Source organism: Nitrosopumilus sp. b1 (assembly GCF_014078545.1).
Classification (GTDB): Archaea; Thermoproteota; Nitrososphaeria; order Nitrososphaerales; family Nitrosopumilaceae; genus PXYB01.
Genome location: NZ_MU078723.1, coordinates 253,090 through 277,914, shown reverse-complemented (window position 1 = coordinate 277,914; position 24,825 = coordinate 253,090). Strand labels below are relative to the sequence as shown.

24 protein-coding genes are annotated in these 24,825 nt (G+C 35.4%); 11 read left to right on the top strand and 13 right to left on the bottom strand.

Annotation, left to right across the window (positions count from 1 at the left end; genetic code table 11):
- A partial coding sequence (locus C6988_RS07475; RefSeq protein WP_182134428.1) for a chromosome segregation SMC family protein occupies positions 1–3,433 on the top strand: 3,433 nt, incomplete at its 5' end.
- Here C6988_RS07475 and C6988_RS07470 read toward each other — a convergent pair.
- Complete coding sequence (locus tag C6988_RS07470; RefSeq protein WP_182134427.1) at positions 3,430–4,392, bottom strand: ABC transporter ATP-binding protein; 963 nt, start codon at positions 4,390–4,392, stop codon at positions 3,430–3,432. The genes C6988_RS07475 and C6988_RS07470 overlap by 4 nt on opposite strands.
- A gap of 88 nt (positions 4,393–4,480) precedes the next feature.
- On the opposite strand from C6988_RS07470, the gene egtD reads away from it, so the two are divergent.
- Positions 4,481–5,506 carry an L-histidine N(alpha)-methyltransferase gene (gene egtD, locus C6988_RS07465; protein ID WP_182134426.1) on the top strand — a complete coding sequence of 342 codons (1,026 nt, stop codon included), beginning with the start codon at positions 4,481–4,483 and terminating at the stop codon, positions 5,504–5,506.
- Here the strand turns inward: egtD and egtB are convergent.
- Genes egtB through C6988_RS07450 form a run of 3 tightly spaced genes read right to left on the bottom strand, consistent with a single transcriptional unit; the run spans position 5,503 to position 8,636 of the window.
- Positions 5,503–6,813, bottom strand: a complete 1,311-nt coding sequence (egtB, locus tag C6988_RS07460) for an ergothioneine biosynthesis protein EgtB (RefSeq protein WP_182134425.1) — start codon at positions 6,811–6,813, stop codon at positions 5,503–5,505. The two genes, egtD and egtB, sit on opposite strands and share 4 nt — an antisense overlap.
- A gap of 37 nt (positions 6,814–6,850) precedes the next feature.
- The gene (gene proS / locus C6988_RS07455; protein WP_182134424.1) at positions 6,851–8,290 is read right to left on the bottom strand and encodes a proline--tRNA ligase; all 1,440 of its coding nucleotides are present in this window, start codon (positions 8,288–8,290) and stop codon (positions 6,851–6,853) included.
- A 58-nt stretch (positions 8,291–8,348) separates the two neighbouring features.
- On the bottom strand, positions 8,349–8,636 hold the full coding sequence (locus C6988_RS07450) for a hypothetical protein (RefSeq protein WP_182134423.1): 288 nt from the start codon (positions 8,634–8,636) through the stop codon (positions 8,349–8,351).
- Between the two features lie 103 nt (positions 8,637–8,739).
- Between C6988_RS07450 and serB the strand changes: the two genes are divergently transcribed.
- The 5 genes from serB to C6988_RS07425 all read left to right on the top strand — a co-directional run bounded on the left by serB (position 8,740) and on the right by C6988_RS07425 (position 12,429).
- A complete protein-coding gene (gene serB, locus C6988_RS07445; RefSeq protein WP_182134422.1) occupies positions 8,740–9,390 on the top strand; it encodes a phosphoserine phosphatase SerB in 651 nt (216 codons plus the stop codon).
- Positions 9,391–9,424: 34 nt separating this feature from the next.
- Positions 9,425–10,153 (top strand): coenzyme F420-0:L-glutamate ligase, encoded by a 729-nt coding sequence (cofE, locus tag C6988_RS07440; protein WP_182134421.1) that lies wholly within the window; start codon positions 9,425–9,427, stop codon positions 10,151–10,153.
- A gap of 53 nt (positions 10,154–10,206) precedes the next feature.
- Complete coding sequence (locus tag C6988_RS07435; protein ID WP_182134420.1) at positions 10,207–11,124, top strand: PHP-associated domain-containing protein; 918 nt, start codon at positions 10,207–10,209, stop codon at positions 11,122–11,124.
- Between the two features lie 66 nt (positions 11,125–11,190).
- The gene (locus C6988_RS07430) at positions 11,191–11,424 is read left to right on the top strand and encodes a sulfurtransferase TusA family protein (RefSeq protein ID WP_182134419.1); all 234 of its coding nucleotides are present in this window, start codon (positions 11,191–11,193) and stop codon (positions 11,422–11,424) included.
- Between the two features lie 3 nt (positions 11,425–11,427).
- The gene (locus tag C6988_RS07425; RefSeq protein ID WP_182134418.1) at positions 11,428–12,429 is read left to right on the top strand and encodes a cysteine synthase family protein; all 1,002 of its coding nucleotides are present in this window, start codon (positions 11,428–11,430) and stop codon (positions 12,427–12,429) included.
- Here C6988_RS07425 and C6988_RS07420 read toward each other — a convergent pair whose 3' ends face one another.
- The 5 genes from C6988_RS07420 to C6988_RS07400 all read right to left on the bottom strand — a co-directional run bounded on the left by C6988_RS07420 (position 12,430) and on the right by C6988_RS07400 (position 17,045).
- Entirely contained in the window at positions 12,430–12,810 is a 381-nt protein-coding gene (locus C6988_RS07420; RefSeq protein ID WP_182134417.1) for a response regulator, read from the bottom strand.
- A 70-nt stretch (positions 12,811–12,880) separates the two neighbouring features.
- Positions 12,881–14,281 carry a sensor histidine kinase gene (locus C6988_RS07415; RefSeq protein ID WP_182134416.1) on the bottom strand — a complete coding sequence of 467 codons (1,401 nt, stop codon included), beginning with the start codon at positions 14,279–14,281 and terminating at the stop codon, positions 12,881–12,883.
- A 139-nt stretch (positions 14,282–14,420) separates the two neighbouring features.
- Positions 14,421–15,410 carry a thioredoxin-disulfide reductase gene (gene trxB, locus C6988_RS07410; protein ID WP_182134415.1) on the bottom strand — a complete coding sequence of 330 codons (990 nt, stop codon included), beginning with the start codon at positions 15,408–15,410 and terminating at the stop codon, positions 14,421–14,423.
- Positions 15,411–15,443: 33 nt separating this feature from the next.
- Positions 15,444–16,211 (bottom strand): DUF6775 family putative metallopeptidase, encoded by a 768-nt coding sequence (locus C6988_RS07405; RefSeq protein ID WP_182134414.1) that lies wholly within the window; start codon positions 16,209–16,211, stop codon positions 15,444–15,446.
- Between the two features lie 15 nt (positions 16,212–16,226).
- A complete protein-coding gene (locus C6988_RS07400) occupies positions 16,227–17,045 on the bottom strand; it encodes a sulfide-dependent adenosine diphosphate thiazole synthase (protein ID WP_182134413.1) in 819 nt (272 codons plus the stop codon).
- Positions 17,046–17,232: 187 nt separating this feature from the next.
- On the opposite strand from C6988_RS07400, the gene C6988_RS07395 reads away from it, so the two are divergent.
- Together C6988_RS07395 and C6988_RS07390 are read left to right on the top strand one after the other, a co-directional pair.
- The gene (locus C6988_RS07395) at positions 17,233–19,041 is read left to right on the top strand and encodes a nitrite/sulfite reductase (protein ID WP_182134412.1); all 1,809 of its coding nucleotides are present in this window, start codon (positions 17,233–17,235) and stop codon (positions 19,039–19,041) included.
- On the top strand, positions 19,038–19,841 hold the full coding sequence (locus C6988_RS07390; protein ID WP_255464383.1) for a sulfurtransferase: 804 nt from the start codon (positions 19,038–19,040) through the stop codon (positions 19,839–19,841). Before C6988_RS07395 ends, C6988_RS07390 begins: the two co-directional genes overlap by 4 nt.
- Here the strand turns inward: C6988_RS07390 and C6988_RS07385 are convergent, their stop codons facing one another.
- A complete protein-coding gene (locus tag C6988_RS07385) occupies positions 19,842–20,963 on the bottom strand; it encodes a tetratricopeptide repeat protein (RefSeq protein ID WP_182134410.1) in 1,122 nt (373 codons plus the stop codon).
- A 121-nt stretch (positions 20,964–21,084) separates the two neighbouring features.
- Here C6988_RS07385 and C6988_RS07380 point away from each other — a divergent pair, with 121 nt between their 5' ends.
- Both C6988_RS07380 and C6988_RS07375 read left to right on the top strand, forming a co-directional pair.
- Positions 21,085–22,569, top strand: a complete 1,485-nt coding sequence (locus C6988_RS07380; protein WP_182134409.1) for a collagen-like domain-containing protein — start codon at positions 21,085–21,087, stop codon at positions 22,567–22,569.
- 37 nt (positions 22,570–22,606) lie between these two features.
- Positions 22,607–22,891, top strand: a complete 285-nt coding sequence (locus C6988_RS07375) for a hypothetical protein (protein WP_182134408.1) — start codon at positions 22,607–22,609, stop codon at positions 22,889–22,891.
- A 72-nt stretch (positions 22,892–22,963) separates the two neighbouring features.
- On the opposite strand, the gene C6988_RS07370 is transcribed toward C6988_RS07375, so the two are convergent.
- From C6988_RS07370 to C6988_RS07360, 3 genes are all read right to left on the bottom strand, one after another.
- Entirely contained in the window at positions 22,964–23,143 is a 180-nt protein-coding gene (locus C6988_RS07370; protein ID WP_182134407.1) for a hypothetical protein, read from the bottom strand.
- 338 nt (positions 23,144–23,481) lie between these two features.
- Positions 23,482–24,582 carry an OBG GTPase family GTP-binding protein gene (locus C6988_RS07365; RefSeq protein WP_182134406.1) on the bottom strand — a complete coding sequence of 367 codons (1,101 nt, stop codon included), beginning with the start codon at positions 24,580–24,582 and terminating at the stop codon, positions 23,482–23,484.
- Positions 24,582–24,803, bottom strand: a complete 222-nt coding sequence (locus C6988_RS07360; RefSeq protein ID WP_182134405.1) for a DUF504 domain-containing protein — start codon at positions 24,801–24,803, stop codon at positions 24,582–24,584. Before C6988_RS07360 ends, C6988_RS07365 begins: the two co-directional genes overlap by 1 nt.
- Between the last annotated feature and the right edge of the window lie 22 nt (positions 24,804–24,825).

Genomic DNA, 24,825 nt, shown 5'->3' with positions numbered 1-24,825 from the left:
CTCTGGACCAAACGGATCAGGTAAGAGCAACATCTTAGATGCAATAATTTTTGCAATGGGTGAAAATCGTCCTAAAACAATGCGAGTTGACAAATTAAGATCTTTGATGCATGATATTGAAGGAAATCGACGTGGACCAAAAATGGCACGTGCAAGTGTTCACTTTGATAACACTGATCGCAAAATACCCGTAGATTCTGATAATGTCGAAATTACAAGAGAGATGGATGATAAAGGTGAAAATAATTATTATCTAAATAAGAAAAAAACAAACAGAACTCAAATTTTAGATCTTTTAGATGTCGCAAATGCTGGATTAAACCAATTAAACGCAGTCCAACAAGGAACCGTAACAAGAATATCTGAATTTACCCCAGAAGAAAAAAGGCAAGCCATTGAAAACTTAATTGGCTTGTCATATTTTGATGAAAAGAAAGCAGAATCTCAAAAACAACTAGAAGAAGCAGACAGACGTCTCGAAATTGCTCTTGCCAGAATGGATGAAATTAAAAAACGAATTGACGAGCTTGAAGAAGAAAGAAATCTCAAAATGCGTTATGATTTTCTGGAGCGAGAGCTGAATCGTCTAAATGCCATATCGGCTGCAAACAAAATGAGAACAGTCAAATCAGAAAAACTAACCAAAGAAAAATCATTCAATGAGATTTCTGCCGAAGTAACTAAACTGTCTGAAGAGCGAGAAATTATTCGAAAAGAGATTCAGGAACTTGATGGGAAGAAACTAAAATTCATGGATGAAGTTAATGCATACAATCAGGCCAAAGCCACAATTGATACTGAACTAAGTGACGCAATGCAGCAATTTGAGGAGACAAATAGCGGAATTGTTACTGCCCAAAAACGAATTCAGCAAATCGATTCTCATATTCCAGAGATAAAGCAAGAAATTCAAGAAATTCACCAAAAACAGGATTCTATTAAGACCGAAACCAACGAACTATCTGATTCTATTAGCCAAACTAACACTGAAAAGCAAAAACTTGAAGCTGACATACTTCAGCTTGATGCACAACGAAACAAAGTTCTCCAAGAACAATCTCATGTTACAGCAAAAAAAGTTGAAGTAGATAGAAAAATAAAAGATCTTAGGGAAAAACTAAACTCTGCAAAGCTTGCCCTATCCCAAGTAGAATCTGAAATTCAAGACATTGATAACAAAATTGTAACAAATAATAACAAAAAAGCAACTTATGAAGTTGAATCACAAAAACTTGCTGGACTAAAAAACAAATTAGAATCAGTACAAGCAAATCATCAAGCATCAATTACCGAACTAAAATCTCGAATATCTCAATTAATATCAAAACGAGAAAAATTTGAAAAAGATATTGAAGATTTATCATTAATCTTAGACAAGTCAAGTAATGCTGCAGCACAATATGAAGCAAAGATTAAAGTTGTCAAAAGTGTAATGCATGAAGATTACTCAATTGCAAAATTAAAAGAAGAATCTGACAAGTTGGGCATTGAAGGTCTTGTCTATGAAATGATTACTTGGGATAAACAATATGAGCGTGCAGTCTTAGCTGCTGGCACTGATTGGATTAAAGCTATAGTTGTCAAAGACTTTGCAACACTTCTTAGTCTTGCAGAGATAGCACGCGATAAAAAACTACCAAAGTTAAAAATTATTCCACTAGATGCAATTCCAAACTTTAAACTTGATTTACCACAAGACAAAGGAATCATTGGAATATTATCTGATTATGTGAAATGTGACTCTCAATATTCTGCATTAAAGACATTTTTGTTTGGTAATGTTATTTTGACTGACTCTAGATCCTCTGCATACAGAATATCAAAGGCAGGTTACAAAGCTGTAACGGTAGAAGGTGAATTCTTTGAGTCAAAATCAAGTGCAGTAATTGTTGATATTAATTCAAAAATTTCCAAACTGACAAAAATTATTTCCATGAGTACTTCTGTTGATGGCTTACTTAGCTCAATCAGTCTTCTCAAACGATACATACAGAAAAAGAAGACTTCATTGAAAAAACTTGATGATTCTATAGAAAATCATAGGGAGCGACTTTCCACATCCGAAACCGGTTTGGCTACTACAAAACAAAGTCTGAATGACTTAATCTGGAAACTAAATGGTACGTCCCAAATGAGTGTGCAATTAGGCACAAGAAACACTGATTTGGAACAGAAAAAATCAAGCCTGAAAACAGAGATCGTCCAAAAAGAGTCCTATGTATCCTCTTTGGAGGAGCGCATTGAGATGGTTCAGGAGAACTATGCTGAAGGCGAGCAAACAAGGATTGCAAATGAGCTTTCCAGACTAAATGAGAGAAAGGCATCACTTGATTCCAAAATGACTAGCATAATGGCTGAATTTAGAGAAAAATCATCAAAGCTTGCATCCCTTAATGCTCAAGAATCAAAAGAAGAGAGCACAATACGTAACCTTAATGATGAAATTTTAACATTGGAATCTGAAAAACAAGATTTAACATCACGAATTGCAAATCTTGAACAAGAGAAAGTTGCAAAGAATGAATCCTTAATCAAACTAAGAGAAAAAGAACAAGAATTAATTTCTACTTCTGGAACATCTGTGTCTCAACTAAAAGAATATGATGATAAATTAAAAGAACTAAACGATCGTGACCGTTCATTGACTAAAGACATCAATTCATATGAACGACAAACTGATTCCCTATCTCGTGATCTACGCGACCTAACCGAAAGTGAAACCAAACTCAATAAATTATTAGAAACATTTGGTTTTGATGAGAGTATCTCCACATTTGATGTAGAGCCTCTACTCCTCGCATTATCTTCGGAACAAAGATCATTAACAGCATTAAATGCAAAAGCACCTGAAACATACATTGAAGTATCTGATGGATACCGTTCAATGTCTACTAGAAAGAATTCCTTAGAACAAGAACGTAACTCCATTGTAAAATTCATTGAAGAAATTGAAAAAGACAAAAGACAAACCTTCCTTGATGCATTTGATAAGGTGGATAAGGAAATACGTCACATATTTACAAAAATGACTGGAGGAAATGCTTGGTTAGAGTTACAAAATGAAGATGACATATTTAATACTGGAATTTCTTACCTTATCCAATTCCCAAACAAGCCAAAACGTGAATCAACATCAATCAGCGGTGGTGAAAAAACACTTGCTGCAATTGTATTTGTTTTGGCATTACAAAAACTAAAACCTTCTCCGTTCTATCTATTTGATGAAGTTGATGCACACCTTGATGCTCCAAACTCAGAAAGACTCTCTAAAATTTTAGAAGAGCGTTCCAAAGAAAGTCAATTCATTATGGTATCTTTGAAAGACTCTGTTGTACAAAAGGCCCAACTAATCTATGGTGTTTATCCAAAGAATGGTGTTTCTCAAGTGGTCACTTACAAAGACAAACGATTACCATCAATGGCCAAAACCTAGATTTCAACAAAACAGGCCACTTTGCGACCAAATTTTGATTCTAATTTAGGTTCATCCTTGCATTTTTCAATTGCATATGGGCATCTTGAACGAAATCTACATCCGTGATATTGCTCAATCTTTCCAACTGGTTCATTGATGCGAATTTTTTTCTCTTTGTGAAGGTTTTCTGGATCTGGTTCTGATATTGCATCAATTAATGCCTGGGTGTACGGATGTTTTGGGTTCAAAAGAACTTCTTTGATTGGACCTTGTTCAACAATTTGTCCCAAATACAAAATTGCAATTGTATCTCCAAAATATTTTGCCGTTGCTAAATCATGTGTAATGTAGATAAATGTAATCTCATATTTTTTCTTGAGTTCCTCCATTAGCTCTAACATTTCTGCTCTAATGGAAACATCCAACATAGATACAGGTTCATCTGCAATCAAAATTTTGGGCTTTAATGCCAAAGCCCTAGCTAAAACAATTCTTTGTCTTTGTCCACCTGATAACATATGGGGATATTTATTAACAATATTTTCAGCAGGTTCCAATCTGACTTCTTTTAAAACTTGTAGCACCCTTGCTTCAATCTCTTTCTTGGTTCCAAAATTATGTATCTCTAATGGTTCTGATATAATATCTAAAATTTTCATTCGTGGATTAATTGAGTCATATGGATCCTGATGGATCATTTGACATTGCATTCTAATTTTATTGATACTTTTTTGTTCATCAGTGATTTGCTGTGATTGAAAGATGACATTTCCTTCATCTGGATGAATTGATTTAAGAATTAATTTTGCAATTGTTGTTTTTCCGGAACCTGATTCTCCTGCAAGAACAAACACTTCTCCTTTTTTTACTTCAAATGAAACGTTATCTACTGCGTGTACCGTCGATGACTTTGAAGTAAAAACACTCTTTTTGGTAAAATATTTTTTTAAATTTTCAACTTGTAATATGTAACTCAATATCATGTGTATATTTTTGCAGTATATCAAGAAATTGTACAAAATTTAGGATAAGGCATTTATTTACAAAAAAATTCACTTTGAATACTTGCACTCAACAATATTACAAGAATTAGGCTACAATCTGCATGAGGTTAATCCTAGATTACATTATTTTAAGCCAAATACATCAAAAACAGAAAAAACATTTGCTGAAGAGATTTCGTACAGTTTAACCCAAAATTCAAAATTTATTCATCCAAAATTCTTCTATGATCAAACCGGCTCGCGTCTCTTTGAGCAAATCTGCCACCTGCCAGAATACTATTTGACCAGAACTGAAATTTCAATCTTACAATTTCTTAAAAATGAACTACCGCAGTTCTTAGATAAATCCTATAGGTTAGTTGAATTAGGCAGTGGCTCATCCACCAAAACAAAACTATTGTTGGACATATTGCATGATTTACAAGAACGTGTAGAGTATTTTCCAATAGATATATCTGATATTCTAAAAGAAGGCTCTCAATCTTTATTGGAATCATATGAAAATTTACACATTACTGGGATAATTGACACATACGAGGGTGGCCTAAAATTTATCAAATCATTTGATGATACACCAAATCTAATTGCATTCTTGGGTTCTAGTTTTGGAAATTTTGAATATGATGATAGCATAAGATTCCTTCATGACGTAAATTCTACAATGAAACAATCCGATTTGTTTTTAGCTGGAATTGATCTTGTCAAGGATAAAAAAATACTTGAAGATGCATATAATGATTCACTTGGGGTTACTGCACAATTCAACCTCAATGTTTTACAGAGAATCAACAATGAACTTGATGCAAATTTCGATATTGACAAGTTTTATCACAAGGCCGAGTTCAATGAGAAAGAAAATCGAATTGAAATGTATCTTCGCTCAAAAGAAGTACAATCTGTAAATATTCCTAAAGCAAACTTGAGTATTGATTTTGTTAAAGATGAGTTAATTCACACTGAACACTCTCACAAATACACTGTATCTCAAATCGAAAACATGATGGATGCAACAAATTTTGAAATTAAAAAAATATGGCAAGACCCTTGCCAAAATTATTCTATGGTTCTTGCATCAAAGATTTTCTAAATATCTTGAGCGCATCTAAATCCTGAAAACAACCATCTTTCATCTAGTCTGAAAAAATTCCTGTAACTAGCTCTGATTGACATCTTTGGCGTACCAAAAGAACCCCCTCTGAGAACTTTTTGATTTGTAAACCACTTGTCATTATATTCATCAAATCCCGATTTGAATCCTGGATATCCTACAAATTCTGATGATGTCCATTCCCAAACATCGCCTATCATCTGATAGCATCCATAGTGACTTTTCCCTAATTCAAATGAACCAATTTCTGTAGTATTCCATATGTATGACTCTAGCAAATTTGCGTGATCTTCTGTTGGCTTTTCATTCCCCCATGGAAATAGTGTTTTTCTTTGTTTGTTCTCATCCCAACAAGCTGCTTTTTCCCATTCTGCTTCAGTTGGGAGCCTTTTTCCTGCCCATCTGCAATAGGCATCAGCTTCATAGAAGCTTACATGGCATACAGGTTCGTTTGGATTAATTTTTCGTTTTCCCAAAAAATCATGAGTCTTCCACTCTCCTTCCTCGTGTAACCAGTACATTGGCGCTGTCCAATTATTCTCTTTTACTTTTTCCCAACCATCAGATAACCATAATTTGAAATTTTGATACCCGCCATCTTCTATGAATTTGATATAATCTCCATTGGATACAGGCACTGAATCGATTTTAAAATCATTAAGGTACACCTGGTGTTCAGGTAATTCAATATCATAACAAAACTCATGACCTGAATATCCCATAGTGTATAGTCCACCATCGATTTTGATGGACTCTTTTGTGACATGAGTAGAATTTTTAGGTATGTTTTTTTGAATTGGTTGATATGCATCTGCAAGTAGATGTTGTAAATCATATACCAATAATTCTTGATGTTGACATTCGTGGTTCAGACCCATAATAAACAAATTTTTGACTTTATCATCTGCAGAATTTTTTTCAAGAAAATCCGAAACGCGTTTGTTAATAATATGATAATACTGAATTATTTCATCTACCGTGGGTCTGGAAATAATACCTCTTTTGTCTTTATCATGTGGTTTTCCAAATTGTTGGTAATACGAATTGAGATACTCTGAATATTTTTTTGAATAAAACTCATAGTTATCAGTAATTTTGCTTAAGATCACTTCATACAACCAACTAACATGTCCCAAGTGCCACTTTGGAGGGCTCATGTATGGCGCAGTCTGCACTACATAGTCATCTTTTTCTAAATTTTTTACAAGATTTAATGTCCTATTTCTTGTTTCGATAAACTCATCTAATATTGAAATCTGTTCTGACTCTTCTGATACTACCGTCATGATTTTCAAAAAACCATTTCAGACTATATATTTTGGGTTAATATCCTCTGGCAAATAATGGCATCATCACGCTTTGTTCGTGACAAAAAATACATTTTTTTGTAGAATCTTCAGAATCAAAAGGAATCACTCTGATATCTGCTCCTGTTTCCTCTTTGATTTTCTCTTCACAGGACTTTTTTCCACACCAAGGTGCCTTGAAGAAACCTCCTTTCTCAATATTGTTTTTTAGCTCATCGTATTCTGAAATTGTCTTAATCATGGATTCTAGAATTTTTCTTCCTTCTTGGAGCATAGCATCTTGAATATTATCTAAAATTGCGGGAATTGAGTCAATAGCAGAAAATTCAACATCTATTTTTTCTTTATTGTGACGTTTTGCAATAACAACTTTATTCTTTTCAATATCTTTTGGACCTATTTCTATTCTGAGTGGTATGCCTTTTAATTCCCAATCATGAAACTTGTATCCTGGCGTGATCTCTTTTCTATTATCTACGTGAATTCTGAGATTTTTTTCTTCTAACTTTTCTTTTATTTCTGTGGCTTTGGTCATAACTTTGCTCTCATCCTCATCTGAATAATAAATTGGAACAATTACAATTTGTATTGGAGCAACCTTTGGCGGCAAAACTAATCCTTTATCATCACCATGTGTCATTATCATTGCCCCAATTAGTCTCCATGAAACTCCCCATGATGTCTGCCATGCATTATGTTCCACATTATCCTTGTCGGCAAATTTGACATCAAATGGTATAGAAAAATTCTGTCCGAGAAAGTGTGATGTTCCCATTTGGAGTGCTTTACCATCAGGCATCATTGACTCCATCGTTGTCGTGTACACAGCTCCAACAAATTTTTCTTTTTCACTCTTAACTCCTGTTATTACTGGAATAGCTAACTCTTCTTCTACAGTTTTTTTATAAATTTCAAGAATTGCAAGCACTTCTTTTTCAGCTTCTTGCTGTGTTGTGTGTACTGTATGCCCTTCTTGCCATAAGAATTCTGATGTTCTAAGAAAAGGTTTGGTAGCTTTAATCTCTGCACGAAGTGCAGTGTTCCAGAAGTTTATCTTCAAAGGAAGGTCTCTCCAACTTTTTATCCATTTTGAGTACAACGAGTATGCCAATGTTTCTGAAGTTGGACGTAATGCCAGTCTATCTCCAATCTCATTTTCACCAGAATGGGTTACCCAAAAAACTTCTGGGTTAAATCCGGAAAAATGTTTTTTTTCTTTTCCTAAAAGTGATTCCGGAATTAATACTGGTAGGAATCCATTGCGAATATCTCGTTTTGAGAATTTTTCATCAAAAGTTTTTTTTAATGATTCCCAAATGGCATAGCCATCTGGTCGTAGCACGATTAATCCTTTTACTGGAGCGTAATCTGCAAGATGTGCTTTCAGTACTACTTGTGTGTACCATTCACTAAAATCATCATTTTTTTTGGCAGTTATGCCTACTTCCTTGCTCAAGCTGTTTTTTGATGAGAATTTTCACTAATGAGCCTTTCGTGGATAGTTATGACTTTAGTTATTTCAGAGGGTCCCCTTTACAGAGTACGTTTCCCATAACCCTGCTCTGGAAATTTGAACAAACAAAACATTGTATGAAATGCGTACCGTCACCTAAAATTGGGCAGTCAACATATTCTTGTTTCATTCGTTTGAGCATTTTTGGACTAACTCCTTTTAACTTTAATTTTCCTTTATCGTCCATCATTCCGGATTCCTTTAATTCTGCTTTTACATTATCTGGAATCTTTTGTCTTTTCTCAGTTGATTTTACTTCCACTTCGTATTTGTGTTCGAGTTCATCCATGAAAAATAGCATAATTATGTTCGATTTATTACTAGCGGTCCCGATCCAAAATTGAATTTAAACTTTAATATAATTAATTTTTTGAGATGAAATCAGAAAACAATTGTTGGCAATTTTCGATGTTGAAGGCGTACTCTTTGATGCTGAATACTTGCCGATTCTCGCAGAAAAATTAAACAAAGAAGACGAAATTTGGGAAATTACAAAAAAAGGAATTCAAGGAGCTATTAACTGGGAAGAAGGTCTTAAGACTAGAGTTGAAGCATTACGTGGTTTAAGCTATGAGACATGTGAATCAGTTGCAAATTCTTTACCAATAATGACTGGTGCAAAAGAGGCTTGTAGAATTCTTAAATCTGCTGGATGGAAGATTATGGCAGTATCTGGCGGTTTTACAATAATGACTGATAGGTTAAAAGAAGAATTGGACCTTGATCATGTTTATTCAAATGAATTGATTTTCAAAGACGGAAAACTTGATGGTGTCAAGATTCATGTTGATTCTGATAAAGCCAAATCCGCCAGAATCAAAATTAGCGAATGGAATGAAAAAAAAGACGATATTGTTGTAGTTGTGGATGGTGCCAATGATATCAAACTGTTTGATATCTGTGGATTGGGAATAGCATTTCGAGCTCAGGATAAAGTTAAGGACCTTGCAACAACCACTCTTGAAGAAAAGGATCTGTCAAAGATTCTCGATATTATCAACAAACATTACAATATGAAATTAGAAACCCCGACTTTAGCATAAATCACATTTTATACTCTGAACTATTTTACAGATCATGCAAGTAATCCCGATAAAAATCAAGCATGAGATAGAAGAAAATGAAAATCTTGTTAATTTAATAAAAAATTTCAAGCCTGCTATAGAAGATGGGGATATCTTGATTGTATCGCAAAAAATTATTTCTAAAATGGAAGGACGTCTTATTCATCTTAACTCTGTAATTCCATCTATTCTTGCTGTAGGAATTGCATCTTCTTATGGTAAAGATCCTAAATTAGTTCAAATCATTCTCTCTGAATCAAAGCGCATTATACGCATGGAAAATGGAATTTTGATTGTAGAGACAAACTTGGGTTATGTCTGTGCAAATGCTGGCGTGGATGAGAGCAATATAGAAAAAGGATTTGCCGCCTTATTGCCAAAAAATCCTGATGAATCTGCAAGAAAGTTACGTGATGACGTACTGTCTGCTACAGGAAAAAATATTGGAATAATAATATCTGATACATTTGGTAGGCCTTTTAGAATGGGACAGACTGATTGCGCAATTGGTATCTCAGGTCTTGATCCAATAATTGATTATGAAGGAAAACAAGATTCATTTGGAAAAACTTTACGTGTTACTGCAATTGCAATTGCTGATGAGTTATGCAGTGCCGCAGAATTAGTTAGAGGTAAAACCCAAAATTGCCCTTTTGCAATAATACGGGATTTTAAGTATGAACAAACCAATGGAAACTCTTCTGGGTTAATTCGTAAAGAGAATGAGGATTTGTTCCGTTAAGTTCGGACAAAGATTATAACATATATGTACTGATTTTTTTTAAACAGACTATCTTGGAGCAATTAAGGGCCGAACTTCATTGTCATAATGAATTCTCAAATTTTCATGTTGGTAAACTTGATGCGCCGTATGATTGTAACATTACCATACAAGAACAAATTGAAAAATCATATCAGCTTGGTCTTGACTCTCTCTTTGTAACTAATCATAATACTTTGGATGGATACAGGGAACTACTAAATTACAAAAACGATCATGAAAAATTCAAAAATATTCAAATTTACCCTGCTGAAGAAATTTCTACTAACGATGGATCTCATATAATCGCATATGGAATATCTGAACCAATTAAATCTGGTTTATCATTTGAAGAAATTTTAGATGAAATAAAAAAACAAGATGCCATATCTTCTGCTCCTCATCCGTTTAGCCTTTTAGATGCGCTTCGGGATAAAGCACAAAATTGTGATTTGATTGAGGTATTCAATAGTAATAATGTTGATGTTTTGGCAAATACCAAAGCCACTATTTTTGCACAAGAGCACAACATTACAGGAGTTGCAGGAAGTGACTCACACGTCCTTTCAACTTTGGGTAGGTGTGTAAATGTGATTGAATCTGAGAATAACCTGGATTCCATTTTATCTGCGATGAAACATAAGAAAATATCTATTCAACAAACTGGTTATGCTACTGCTAAAGAAACAATTGATCACTTGCGGTACAAAATTGATAACTCTACTGAATTCATTCATGACTATATGACACAGTTTTATCCAAAATCAAAAAAAATTTTTTCATTACTGCTAGAATTATTTGAGCGAAATCCTAATAGCTACCTGTGGATTTTATTTTACAAATTTGCAATTTTTGCAATGAAGAGAATATCTCGTAAAATAAATTTCCAAGATTATGATCCTTTTCCTATGAAAGACAGAAACATCAGTTCAATGTTGAAGATGGCATTTTAATGTAGGACAAGCTAAACTCGAATAGATTTTAATATGACAAAACGTGATTAATGTTGTATAATTAACATGTCAGAATCAGAAAAAAAATTAGATGCCACTGGTTTGTTTTGTCCAGAACCTGTCTTTAGAACAAAAATTGAAATTGAAAAAATGCAAGTAGGTCAGACTCTTACAGTTTTGGCTGACGATCCTGCTGCAGAAGATGATATTTCCAGATGGGTTACAAGAAATGGCCATCAACTATTAAGTATGAAAAAAAACGATAATGTAATTGAATTCTCCATTAAGAAAGTGAAATAATAATTGGCAACAAAAACAGTATCTGATGAAGAAGTACTCAGTAGAGTTGGTAACACTCCTCTTGTAAAATTAGAATCTCTTTCATCTGAAAATAAAGATTTTTTTGCAAAACTTGAAGGTCATAATCCATTTGGTTCTGTAAAAGACAGAGCTGCGTATTGGATGATAAAAGATGGAGAAGAAAAAGGAATTCTAAAACGAGGTCAGAGTATAATCATTGAACCTACTTCTGGAAATACTGGAATTGCCCTGACTGGAATAGCAAATTTACTTGGATACAAAACCGAAATTGTAATTCCTGAAAAAGCTAGCAATGAAACTAAAGACATCATAAGATCTTTGGGTGCCAAAGTCTATGAGACAAGTGATGATCTATGCCCAAAGGTTGGTGCTGGAACTGATCAAAGCATTGCGTTAGCAACATCTATTGCATCATCAAGACCTGACACATATTATTCTCCAAACCAGTATGCAAATGAAGCAAATTTCATGGGACATTACAAAGGAACCGGTCCTGAAATTTGGAAACAAACTGAAGGTAAGGTGACTCATTTTTTCACTGGTGTTGGAACTGGTGGAACGATAACCGGCATTGGGACTTTTCTTAAAGAAAAAAACCCTAACGTGAAGATAATTGGCTGTCAACCCCAACAAAATCACCTGATACAAGGATGGCGAAATTTTGAAGAATCTGCAAAGCCTGACTTGTTTCTAAAACGTGAAAATGTAGTGGATGACTGGATATCTGTGACAAATGCTGAAGCCTTTGCAGTTGTAAAAGAAGTATTTCTTAAGGATAAACTCCTAATCAGCCCATCATCTGCAGCAGTATATGCTTCGATGAAAAAATATTCTATAGATGATAATGCATGCGTCGTTGGTATATTTGCCGATGATGGTAGAAAATTCAAGAGCATTTACGCTCAGCAGAATATAATGTCAGAAGATGAATTTGATAAAAACCTGACTCAGGCAAAACATCTTTCTGATATTGTCTATATGTGATTAGCTCCTTTCTAGTTTGTCTAGCATACTAGTAAGTGAAAATGGTTTTTGAAGCACTTCTAGTGATTGTTTGAGGTTTTCTGGCACCTTTAGTAAAGCGTCAATATCATATGCAGATGCAAAGATTATTCTTTGCTGAGGTGTCTTCTCAAGAATCTCTTTGGCAACCTCTGCACCGTTTTTCTTTGGCATGTTATTATCTAATAATATTGCGTCAAATGGAGGGTTTTCAATTGAATCAAATTCACTTAATTTTTGTTGGAATTTTTGAATACATTCTTCCCCATCTCTTGCCAAGGTAACATTGTGGCCATTTTTTTCAAGTATTTTGTGGTACTGTTGTGCAGTAAACAAGTTATCCTCAGCAACTAATATGTTCAATTCAACTTGTATCGTAAGAAAAATGCAAATTAATTAGAGTTTGTTTAGTTCAGACAGACAATCGAATCCATTAGTTTGGAATTATTTCCTGCTTGATTTCTTGTTTTATGGGAATGATTATTTCAAATTCTGCACCATGATCTTTTTTATTTCTTGCAGAAATTTTACCACCATGAGCTTCGATAATTCCTTTACACAAAAATAATCCCAATCCCGTTCCACTTTGATTTTCTGAATCTAGATTCTTTGTCACAAATTTTTCAAAAATGTTGGGCAAAATATCTTGAGGTATTCCTTTTCCTGAATCTGAAACTAGAATCTGCAATTCATCTTTTTCCTGATTGACATGTGATGTTATTTCAATGGTGCCTTTTGAAGTGAATTTCATGGCATTGTTGAGCAAATTTCTAAGAACCTGCTCAATTCTGACTCTATCCAAGTTTATCTCGATATTCTCATCTAATTTTTCTTTAATTTCAATTTCATTTTGATTAAGCTTGAATCCTTTTGTGACCCCTAAAATTATGTCATTTATTCTAAGCTTTTCTAAATGTAGGATTAATCGATTGCTTTCTAATCTACTAACATCTAAAACATCATTTGCTAGATCCTGAAGTTTTTTTGCAAGCTCAGTGACTCCATCCCATGCTTCATTTTGATCAATATCGCCAGATCTTGCAAGCTCTGCAAATCCAAAAATTGGTTGAATGGGGCTCTTTAATTCATGTGATGCAATTCCAATAAACTCATCTTTCATTCTGTCAAGCTTTTGGAGTTTTTCATTTGCATTTTTCAGTTCTAGTGTTTTTAATTCAACTTCCTTTTTCAAATCACTATTGATTCTGCTTAGAAGTAAGACCAATGTTCCAGCAATTGCTCCTACTATTGTAATTATGATTACTTGACCAAATAATGCATCAGATTCATTTTGTGAAATCTGCACAGTTGTATTATCTACATAAAATGAAATTTCATCGGACATGACCTCTAAATTCTTTTGAATGTTCTGACCTTGACTAATCAAATTCACTCTTGATGATTCTATCTCTTGAGAATTTAGGCTAGTGAGTTTTGATAATGTATTTCCGGCTTCAATATCATATATTATATGATCATTTCTTATCTCTCCAATTCTTTCATCTAAAATTTGGAAATTTAGATTTGATTCAAATGTATCTGTGGTTTTATGACCTGCTTGAATAATTTTTTTTGCTTTGGAAAATTCAGAATCTATTATTCCACTACTAAACCAAAACTCTTCTTTAGCTTTATTGACCAATTCTTCATTACCATTTAATGTATGTGTGAAAATTTTTTCTATGTTAGAGTCTTGACTTGCTTTTTGATGTCTGATATTTGATAACGTGTCTTGCAATGGTGAATAACTCTCTGCAATAGTAACTATGTCTTGACTTATTTTTGACATCTGATAAATTCCAAACATAATTGCAATGCCTAGTAGTAAAATCATGATTCCTATCATCCCTCCAATTTTAAAACTAGTTTTTGTGTTATTTGCTAGCAAACCTTAGATTACAAAATAACAAAAAATGGTATCTGTAGATGTTTGTTCTTTCTGAACACACTACGCTGAATTACTGAATTTTTGCTTACTCTTCACCAAGATATCTATCGACATCAATTGCTGCCATACAACCATAACCTGCAGCCGTAATCGCTTGTCGATATCTATGATCATGAACATCTCCAGCAGCAAAGACTCCTGGAATGTTTGTCTCTGTCCTATTTTTTAAAATAATGTAGCCTTGCTTATCTAAATCAATTTGATTAGTAAATAATTTTGTGTTAGGATCATGGCCTATTGCTACAAAGACAGCTCCTGCAGTTATTGTTTTATTTTCATTATTTTTGGAATTTTTCAGAGTTACTTGCTGAACTTTTTGGTCTCCCTTGATCTCTTCTATCTCTGAATTAAAATGAAAATTGATTTTTTCATTATCAAATGCTCTCTCTTGCATTACTTTACTTGCACGCAATTCCTCTCTTCTGTGAATGATGTGTACTTTGGTAGCAAATTTTGTTAGAAATGTTGCTTCTTCCATTGCAGAATCTCCACCTCCGACAACTACTATCTCTTGATTTCTAAAAAATGGCCCATCACATGTTGCACAGTATGATACTCCCTTTCCAGAAAATGACTGCTCACCTGTTACTCCTAATTTTCTTGGACTTGCCCCTGTAGCAATTATTACTGCTTTTGCTTCATACTCTTCAGTTGCTGTTAAAACCTTGAATGGTTTGTGTTTGAAATCAACATTAACTACTTCATCATCTATGATTGTAGTTCCCATTCGTTCAGTCTGTTTTCTCATTGTAATCATTAAATCTGGCCCCATGATTCCATTTTCAAATCCTGGATAATTCTCTACATCTGTAGTGTTGACTAGCTGTCCTCCCGGTAAAATTCCTGAAAGAATTAGCGTGTCATGTCTTGCACGAGAACAATATATTCCTGCAGTGTATCCTGCAGGTCCCGCACCGATAATTATTACATCAAATTTTGTCTTTTTTTTGTCAGGCATCTTTGGGGAATCTTCTTTTCGTTCTAAAACTGTGGAACCAGAAGAATCTGACATCATGTTTCAACGAACTTTTTCATTAATTTAAGTCATTCACAAATTTTCTAGTATTCTTTGATGCTTATCACAAAATCTTCCTACTTCTAATTGTGAATATAGGAGGTCTTTTTGCCAATGGGCATTGTGTAACCTACATTCAAGTGAATCACAAAATGCCTCACCTGTGATATAGTAAAACATTGCTTGCAAAACATACCCCTCTACAATCTTATCAAGACGCTTATCGTGATATTCTAGATATCTTCCAGAATATTTTCTCTTTACTGATTCCAAGTTTAACCCCTGTGTCATATTGGAAATTAATTCCATGTAATACTCTCTAGGTTTTGCAGGAGCTTCAATAATTCCAGTTGTCGAGATAATTGATGGATTCGAACCAATCAAGGCTCTTCCATGATATCTATAATCATTGTAATCATAAGTACACATTAGCTTATTTGTAAACGCAATGTGTAGGTTTTCAAAGGTCTGCTCTTCTTTAGGAATTAATTCTGAAATAATATTCTGAAACTCAAATCCATCATACATGATTATGTTTTCTGTAGTGGCAGAATCTGATTCGTTTCTTACCTCGAACTGTATTTCTTCCTGAGTTGGATAGTGTCTTTGAAAAGGTCTTCTTGGATTAAAAACTCTACACGAAGCAATTCTTTCTGCAATAGTATCATCTCCAAAACTTAGAATGTTTTTCTGAATTTTTACATCAATGCCAAATAATTCTTTGATAAAATCTGAAATGTGTTTTATGTCTATCTCAGGAACAGAAGGTTCATCATAAAGAAAAACTTGTGATATCTTCAACCTAAATTATACTGATTATGTTCCTAATTCTTTTATCTTTGCTGCAGTTATCTCTGCTGCTCTCTTGCCTGAAAATAACATGGAGCCAAATGTAGGTCCCATTCTTGCTAGTCCGTGAGTTTCAGTAACTGACATTCCTGCAATCACCAGTCCTGGAAATATCTCACCAGTCTTTCTAACTACTGCATCTTCACCTTCTGCCACATACATGGGATTCATTCCTTTCCATTCTACTAAACCCCTATCAACTAGACGTTTTACAGCTACTGAATCATGACCTGATGCATCAATTATCATCTTTGCTTCAAGTGCAACAGGATCAACACATGTGATATTTCTTGGTAATGCAGATACTGGCATCCAGTTAACTACAATTCCAGCTACTCTTCCGTCTTTTAAAACAAGATCATCAAATTTTGTAAGATTCAAAAATTTAACACCTGCATCACATGCACCTGCAATTAATTTTGAGACTGCGTGTGGGCCTGGCGTTAGATACAACCCTTCCCCAACTTTTTTGTATGGAATTCCTAATTCGTCCCAAACTTTTTGTGCTGGTTCTCTGACTGTAACTGGGTTCATCATGTATCCTCCCAACCAGTATCCTCCTCCAAGATAGTTATTTTGTTCAATCACTAAAACTTTGAAACCCATATTTGATAATTCCCTACTTGCTGTTAGTCCTGCAGGCCCTGCACCGATAATTATGACATCAGACTCTGCTCTGTCCATGAAAACTGAATTAAATTCTGCTGCTATTGCTCTGGTAATGTCTACTTCGCGAACATCGGTAAAGATCTTTTCATCTTTTTGAGCACTAGTAGCTTCTTGCATGAAAATTTACTTTAGTCAAACACATTAATACTTTCGCAAAGATTTTTGAAAAAAATTAGGTTCTACTAAGATGTAATTCCTTCTGGTGACTAGTTGTAGGCAAATAAAGTGCAAATTTGAACTCATTCAGGCTAAAATTCCTCGTTTCAAAAATTTATATCCAAACTCAAAGCAGTTGCCATTAGTATTGACAGTATCTAATCTAAAACAATCTAGACCCGAGTCAACCTTACCTAAAATTAACTGGGCTAGAATGGAAGAAGCTGATAATTTTGCAAAAACTGTAAAATTATTCAGACAGGGAAAATATGATGAAGATAGTTTCAGACGCTTCAGATTACAACATGGTGCATATGGTACTAGGATGACTAGCGATTATGCCATGGTTCGAATAAAACTCCCTGCAGGAGAAGTTTATCCAAATCAACTCGATAAAATTGCAGAACTTAGTGAGGCGTTCTCAATTGGAAGTGCACATTTTTCCACTCGTGAAAACATTCAGCTACATTGGGTTGTTTTAGAAGATGTATCTGAAATTATGCGTGGATTAGCAGAAGTTGGATTAACTTCTAGAGAAGCATGTGGTAACTCTGTAAGAAATGTAATGTGTAGCCCACTTTCTGGCGTTTGTTCTTCAGAAGAGTTTGATGCAACACCGTATGCACTAGCAACTGCAAAATTTTTACTCCGAAATCCCATGAATCAAAACCTTCCTCGTAAGTTCAAATTCAATTTTACTTGTTGTGAAGAACATGGAATGGTACGAATGGTAGATGTAGGATTAATTCCACAAATTAGAGAAATTGATGGAACAAAGCAGCGTGGCTTTAAAATTTTCTTAGGCGGTGGTCTTGGCAATAGATCCTTTGTTGGTCATCAATTAGAAGACTTTACTCCTGAAGATGATTTGCTCTACACTTCGATTGCCGTTATTCGAATTTTTGATAGACTTGGAGATAGGAAAAATCTTGCAAGGAATAGAATGCGTTATCTTGTTAATGACATGGGTTGGGAAAACTTTCAAAATCTTGTTCTAAAAGAAAGAGCTATTGTTCGCGCCACTCAATCAGTTATTGTTGATCTTGATGTGGATACAACTCCAAATGAAATCAAATCTCCTATACGAGTCAGTGATGAATCTGGAACTCCAAACTCTGATGGATATGCAAGGTGGTACAAAACAAATACCTTCAAACAGAAACAAGATGGATTCCGAACCGTATTTCTCACACTCGAAGCTGGTGATATTACCGCAAATCAACTTCATGCTATTGCTGATATCTGCAGAAACTTTTCCTCAGAAGGAATGGGACGTGCAGGATTTAATCAAAACATTGCATTTCGTTATGTGCGCGAAGATGATCTTCCTCGATTGTACTCAAAATTACTTGAAGTAGGATTGGCAAACTCTGGTGGTCTAACTATGGCTGCCCCAATTGGATGTTCAGGTACAACCTCGTGTAATTTGGCACTGACTAATTCCCATAGGCTTGCAAAAGAGATTCAACGTAAATTCTTAGAACTAAAATTTGATGAAGATAATGATCTACGTGATTCTACTATTAAGATAAGTGGATGCCCTAATTCATGTGGGCAACATGGGATTGCAACTATCGGATTTTTCGGTGGTGGAGGACGAGTTGGAAAAGACATGTATCCGAATTATCAGATGTCCCTTGGCGGTCGTTCTGATGGTGAAACAATGCTTGGCGTTAACTGTCTTCGCGTTCCTGCAAAACGAGTTATTCCTGTTATTTTAAAGATAATTGAGATCTTCAAGAAAAACAAAAAAGACAATGACACTTTAAAGTCGTGGATACACCGTGTGGTGTCCGGCAATGAATCATCTGAGATAAAGTCTGTAAATGATATCAAAAATGCATTATCTTCTCTTATTGCTCCTCCTACAAAGAATGAGGATGCAGACTTTTACTCTGATTACGGAAGTGGTGAGAACTATCACACCAGAACCGGTAAAGGTGAATGTGCTGCTTGAGTCAACAAAAAAACACTCGAATTACAATCGACTCTGATTCGTTGCGATCTGAGATTCGTGATAAAAGTGTAAGAGTAATTGACGTAAGACGAGAAGAGGACTATAAACAAAATCATATTCCGTCATCAGTAAATCTCCCTCTTGCAAATTTATTATCTGATGATTCTCCTGAACGCGTTTTAAAATTATTTCAAAACATGGGCATTGATGATGAGACTCCAGTTGTGGTGTATGATGATACATTTGGCGCACTTGCATCTCGTGTTGCTTGGACATTGGAGTATATCGGACACAATGAGGTTTCACTTTTAGATGTCACATATGGCCAATGGAAATCCCTTGGTCTTGAAAATGACTCTCAAACTCCATCTGTATCATCAAAATCACACAAATTATCACTGCGTCCAGACATTTTGGCAACAGCTGACTATTTGGAGAAATCCAAAGAAAAATCCGATGTAACACTATTGGATAATCGTGAGCGACTAAACTATTTAGAACAACATATTCCAGGAGCAATTAATCTCCCTTATAGAACACTTGCGACAAAGGAAAAAATTCTCCGTCCAAAAGATGAAATGAAAAGATTACTTGAAAATCGAGGAGTTACTCCAAATTCTGAGATTATTACTTATTGTGGTAGTGTTGGCACTTTGTCTGGTTTGGCGTACTATGCTCTCAAATCAGTAGATATGCCAAATGTAAAGTTGTATGTTCGCTCTTTTAAAGAATGGAAGAGTTTGGAAAAACCTATTTCAAAACAAGAATATGCAAATTACTGGGATCTTTCAGCCGAGTAATTAGGCAATCTCATTTCTGAGTTGCTTTGTAACTGATACTTCGATATTATCAAACATTGTTAGCATTTTTGTTTTATTATCTTTGATGTAATCTAATCCATGATCTTTTAGTCTGATTTTCCAGAGACGAATTTCTCTATGCTCTTCAAAGAACTGTTCAATCATTTGCTGTCCGCATTTGTCTGTGTTGATAAACGAATCAAAAATTTCTAGCGTCTTATCTACATCTTCTTCTTCAATTGATGCCTTTACTTGTTGAATTGCTTGACTAAGCTCTTTGAGATTTTGCACAGCACCTGGCAGCTTCTTCCTTTTAATTCCAAGCAAACTTTTCTTTTCTGTTCCAACTTTACTGGCAATTTCCGGCGCTAAATCATACATTGGTATTTTGTGTAATCCTTCTCGTTTTTCATTTTTTACAATTAATCCTTTTTCTAATAATTTTCTTAATGATTCTTCTGTGTCTGCTTTGTTTAGAAATGTCGTCCAAACTATTGAACCAATTGTATGGTATCCTTGTCTAATTGATTCTAAAACTACAACTTCGATTATTCTTCTAAATCCTTCCTCGACTCTGACATTTGTAAAGTCTTTATCTTTGACTGCTTTTCTTGCATTCTTTACATCAATCTCTATCGAACGCTTTAGTGCATCAATTGATTCTGGTATCTGTGACAACAATGACAGAAAACATGCTTTGTTGTACCATGCCATACCATAAGTTGGATCTGACTCAATAGCTTTTTCAACACTGTTCAAAGCTTTTGAATAATTCTTTTGTTCATAATGAACCAAAGCTTTTAGATTCCATGCTTCTGCATTTGTTACATCAATATCTAAAATTCGATCATAGACCCTTAATGCTTCGGCATGATCATCTAGATGGAATCTAGCATATCCTAATTTTAGTAATGTTTCTACATGATTGGGATCAAAACGTAATGCCTGCTCAAATGCTAGTGATGCCTCCTCTAACTTTTCATCTGCCATTAGATTGATGCCTTTTTTGAATAATTTGCGTCGTTGATAGTCAGAATCTGTGAGACTGGTCTCCTCCTTGTTTGATATCTCGTTCTTATCTGGCAGCTCTGGCTTGGATTTTTTTGAAAAAGGCTTTTTCATTCGAGACTAGAAGCCATTTTTCTAGTTAAATACCATTACATGGGTTTTTACAAAATTTAGCCTTAGAATACTCAAATCCTGTTTGAAAATACAGAAATACTTCATATTTACATCATCGATAGTGTCTAGATCTAACGATAAATTAGAAATTCAGGGTTCTGCACCATTTAGGCAATCTGGAGTATTTGAAGTAACTATCTCATTAACTGATTCAAAACCTTCTGAAGAAAGTATTCGTGCTAAAAATTTCCCTACTCTCTGGAAAGATAACTATCACTTGCGAGTAAAGGATGGTCAATTTACTGAAACGTTAGGAACCTCATCAAAACCCATTCCGCAATCTGTCCTTGATTCTGAATCCGTTTGGGTTGTCATAATGGATCAATTCTCCTCTTTGCACACCGTTTTTGAAGTTAAAGTTGGCAAAAGTGATTCAAAGAAAACAACTGATGAGCCAAAACCCGAACCAAAACCATCAACTCCATCCTCAAAACCTACTCGTTCTAGTTTTTCAGAAAAGACACTTTCTGATTCATTTAGTTTATCAAGTGACAAGACTATTTCAAATCAACGAGGTTTACCCGGTGGAAAAGGACCATCTGGTCCACCTGGTCCACAGGGTGACAAGGGTCCAACGGGACCATCTGGTCCACAGGGTGACAAGGGTCCAACAGGTCCTCCAGGTGAACGAGGATCTACTGGTCCACCTGGTCCACAGGGTGACAAGGGTCCAACCGGTCCAAAAGGAATTACTGGTGATAAAGGAGACCGGGGTGACAAGGGTCCAACCGGTCCACCTGGTCCACAAGGTGAGAAAGGTCCGATAGGACCTGCAGGTGAACGCGGTCCAACAGGTCCACGAGGTCCAATTGGAGAGAAAGGTGACAAGGGCCCACAAGGTTCATCTGGAGAGAAAGGTCTAACAGGTGAACGCGGTCCCCAAGGTGGTAAAGGAGAAACTGGTCCACAAGGCCCATCTGGTGAAAAAGGAATTCAAGGCCCACCTGGTGAAAAAGGACCTAGAGGTCCTGATGGCCCAATTGGAGAGAAAGGCCCACAAGGTCCACCAGGTCCATTAGGTGAACCCGGTCCTGAAGGCCCACAGGGTGTAGCTGGTGACAAGGGTCCACAAGGTCCACAAGGTCCATCTGGTGAGAAAGGTCTAACCGGTGTTCCTGGTCCACAAGGAGAGAAAGGCGAGAAAGGTCCACAAGGACAGCAGGGAGAGAAAGGCCCACATGGTCCACCTGGTCCACCGGGTGACAAAGGCCCACAAGGTCCACAAGGTCCACAAGGTGAACGCGGCCCACAAGGTGCACCTGGAGAGAAAGGCCCACAAGGTCCACAAGGAATTCAAGGTCCACAAGGTGAACGCGGTCCGTTGGGTCCAATTGGTCCTGCAGGTGAACAAGGTCCACGTGGTGAACAAGGTCCAGTTGGTCAGGCAGGTCCTAGGGGTCCACCTGGTCCACCGGGAGAGAAAGGCCCCTCGGGTGGTATGTCTTCTGAACAAAAAGCATTATTCAAAGAACTATTGGAAATTCTCACAAACAAGAATATTATTACTACTGAGGAACAAATCAAACTGATGAGCTACCTGTACTAGTGGTCATCTTAAAATATCAAAACGCTTTTTACAAATCATGAGTGAAAACAAAGAAAAAATTGAATTTAAGATGCTTGATTACTCAAGACTCGAAAATGAATTTGTATCCTTTAAGCTTGAAGATGGGACTATTGTTAAAGTCAAAGTAGATCTTGACAGAGTTGGGAAAGCAACTAATTTTACAAATCCTGATGGAACGCCACACTATGCAATTAACACATCAGTGAAACTATCTATAATTCCATCTGAAAGAAAATTCTCTGTAGAAAAAACTTCTGTGAAAGGAAAACAATCGAATCCACCTGGTCAGATGTTTAGTTAAAAAACAATTAAGAATTTAGAAAAAGGTAAACAAATCGTCAACTAATTGACGATTGTTAATTTTTTGACGAATTTATCGTCGTCTTGCTCTTCTTTTTGGAGCAGCTTTCTTTTTGCCACCAGTTGACTTTCGTCTCTTAGCGCCGCCTTTCTTTGCTGCGGTTCTCTTTTTACTGGGTGCTTTTCTTTTAGTAGCTGCTTTTCGTTTTGGAGCTGCTCTTCTTTTTGGAGCTGCTTTTCTTTTTGTAGCCATTGAGATTTCGACATTTTCATTACTTTTCTATAGTTAAAATGAAGAAAATTACACAAAATGATAACAATTTATCAACGAAATTTTTTTGAAAAACAAATTTTTTTGATCGTAAAATGATCAATAAACACTTTCAGCTGATGGACGACGACCTGGTAACCAACTTGTATGGCCACAAATTGTGCATTTGAAACGCCTTTTACGTTTGTAAGTTGCCATTTCAGGTAGAAAAATCAGTTCTTGTCGTGTTGTATCGATGCAAAACTTACACCAACGTTGTTCAAAACTCTGATCCATCTTATCTTCATTTTTCTTATCTTGATTACTTTTTTCCAAAATAATTACCGTGATTTGATAATTGTTAAAACATCTTCATCTTGTAAGACATGAGTTATTCCAACACGTTGACCGCCAAACTTTACACTTTTTCCCCATACCATTGCATAACGAAAATCTTTTCTCATGTTACGATGAAGTTTATCACAAATATCTCCAATCGTGGAACCGTCTCTTGTGATTAAAGGTTCTTTAAAGTCTGTTTCTCCACCTTTTGGTCTCATGTAAATTCTAATGAAACGGAGTTTTTCATAAATTCGCTCTTTTAGCAAATCAATGTTTACATTGGAATCCGCTGAAACCTCAATAAAGTCTGATTTAATTTTAGTTCTTAATTCCTTTAGAAATGTCTCATCTACTAGGTCGATTTTGTTGATGATTGTTAGGGCCTTGGAATATGTTTTACTACCTGAAATAAAATCAATTAACTGCTCTGATGTGATATCTTCCCTGATGACTACCCTTGCACTAGTCATTCCATAGACATTCAAGATGTCCTTTAGAAGTTTCTCAGACATTTTTGTGAGTTTAATCTGTTGTGCAACTGCTATACCTCCGGTGTGAGTTTTTTCTACAACAATATTTGGGGGGTCTTGATTCAGTCTGATTCCTATATTGCCCAATTCGTTTACAAGCACATCTTCATGATATGGTTGAAATACATCTAAAACCAAAAGAACCAAATCCGCATTTCTTGCTACCGACAAAATTCTTTTTCCTAAACCCTTCCCACTTGATGCTCCTTTAATAATTCCAGGTAAATCAAGTACTTGTATGCGTGCACCTTTGTATTCCATCATTCCTGGTACTACTGTTAATGTTGTGAATTGAAATGCACCTACTGCAGATTTTGCACCCGTAATTCGATTCAGTAGAGTTGATTTTCCAACACTTGGTAATCCGATAAACACAACTGTCGCATCACCAGCTCTTCTTACATCAAACCCATCTGTGGTTGAGCCTTTTTTTGATTTGCCTTCTTCTTGTTCTCGTTTGAGCTTTGCAATTTTTGCACGTAATAATCCCAAGTGATGTTCAGTGGCCTTGTTGATCTGAGTCTTTGCCATTTCGTCTTGAATGGCCTTGATCTTCTCTGGAATTCCCATTAGTTGTTTGACCTCCTTTGAAATACTATTTTGGATTTTCGAATTACAGTTTTTATTCTTGATGCCGGAATTGATTGAAAATTATTTGATTCTAAAATAAAATCATCTAAATTCATCTCTATGTCTTGATTGTAATCTCTGTAAATCACTTTGTAAATGGAAGGTTTATCTGAAAACCTAGCTTTACTAAAAATATCATCAAGAATTCCTTTTTTTGTCATGTTAAACATATCTTTTTTTTAG

What these genes read in the sequence shown, in the direction of transcription:
- egtB (WP_182134425.1), bottom strand. Translation starts at nt 6,813, where the DNA reads ATGACGGTAGTATCAGAAGAGTCAGAACAGATTTCAATATTAGATGAG.
- C6988_RS07415 (WP_182134416.1), bottom strand. Translation starts at nt 14,281, where the DNA reads ATGATTTTACTACTAGGCATTGCAATTATGTTTGGAATTTATCAGATG.
- C6988_RS07360 (WP_182134405.1), bottom strand. Translation starts at nt 24,803, where the DNA reads ATGACAAAAAAAGGAATTCTTGATGATATTTTTAGTAAAGCTAGGTTT.
- C6988_RS07370 (WP_182134407.1), bottom strand. Translation starts at nt 23,143, where the DNA reads ATGGCTACAAAAAGAAAAGCAGCTCCAAAAAGAAGAGCAGCTCCAAAA.
- trxB (WP_182134415.1), bottom strand. Translation starts at nt 15,410, where the DNA reads ATGATGTCAGATTCTTCTGGTTCCACAGTTTTAGAACGAAAAGAAGAT.
- C6988_RS07430 (WP_182134419.1), top strand. Translation starts at nt 11,191, where the DNA reads ATGTCAGAATCAGAAAAAAAATTAGATGCCACTGGTTTGTTTTGTCCA.
- C6988_RS07400 (WP_182134413.1), bottom strand. Translation starts at nt 17,045, where the DNA reads ATGCAAGAAGCTACTAGTGCTCAAAAAGATGAAAAGATCTTTACCGAT.
- C6988_RS07385 (WP_182134410.1), bottom strand. Translation starts at nt 20,963, where the DNA reads ATGAAAAAGCCTTTTTCAAAAAAATCCAAGCCAGAGCTGCCAGATAAG.
- C6988_RS07450 (WP_182134423.1), bottom strand. Translation starts at nt 8,636, where the DNA reads ATGGATGAACTCGAACACAAATACGAAGTGGAAGTAAAATCAACTGAG.
- C6988_RS07365 (WP_182134406.1), bottom strand. Translation starts at nt 24,582, where the DNA reads ATGGGAATTCCAGAGAAGATCAAGGCCATTCAAGACGAAATGGCAAAG.
- cofE (WP_182134421.1), top strand. Translation starts at nt 9,425, where the DNA reads ATGCAAGTAATCCCGATAAAAATCAAGCATGAGATAGAAGAAAATGAA.
- C6988_RS07375 (WP_182134408.1), top strand. Translation starts at nt 22,607, where the DNA reads ATGAGTGAAAACAAAGAAAAAATTGAATTTAAGATGCTTGATTACTCA.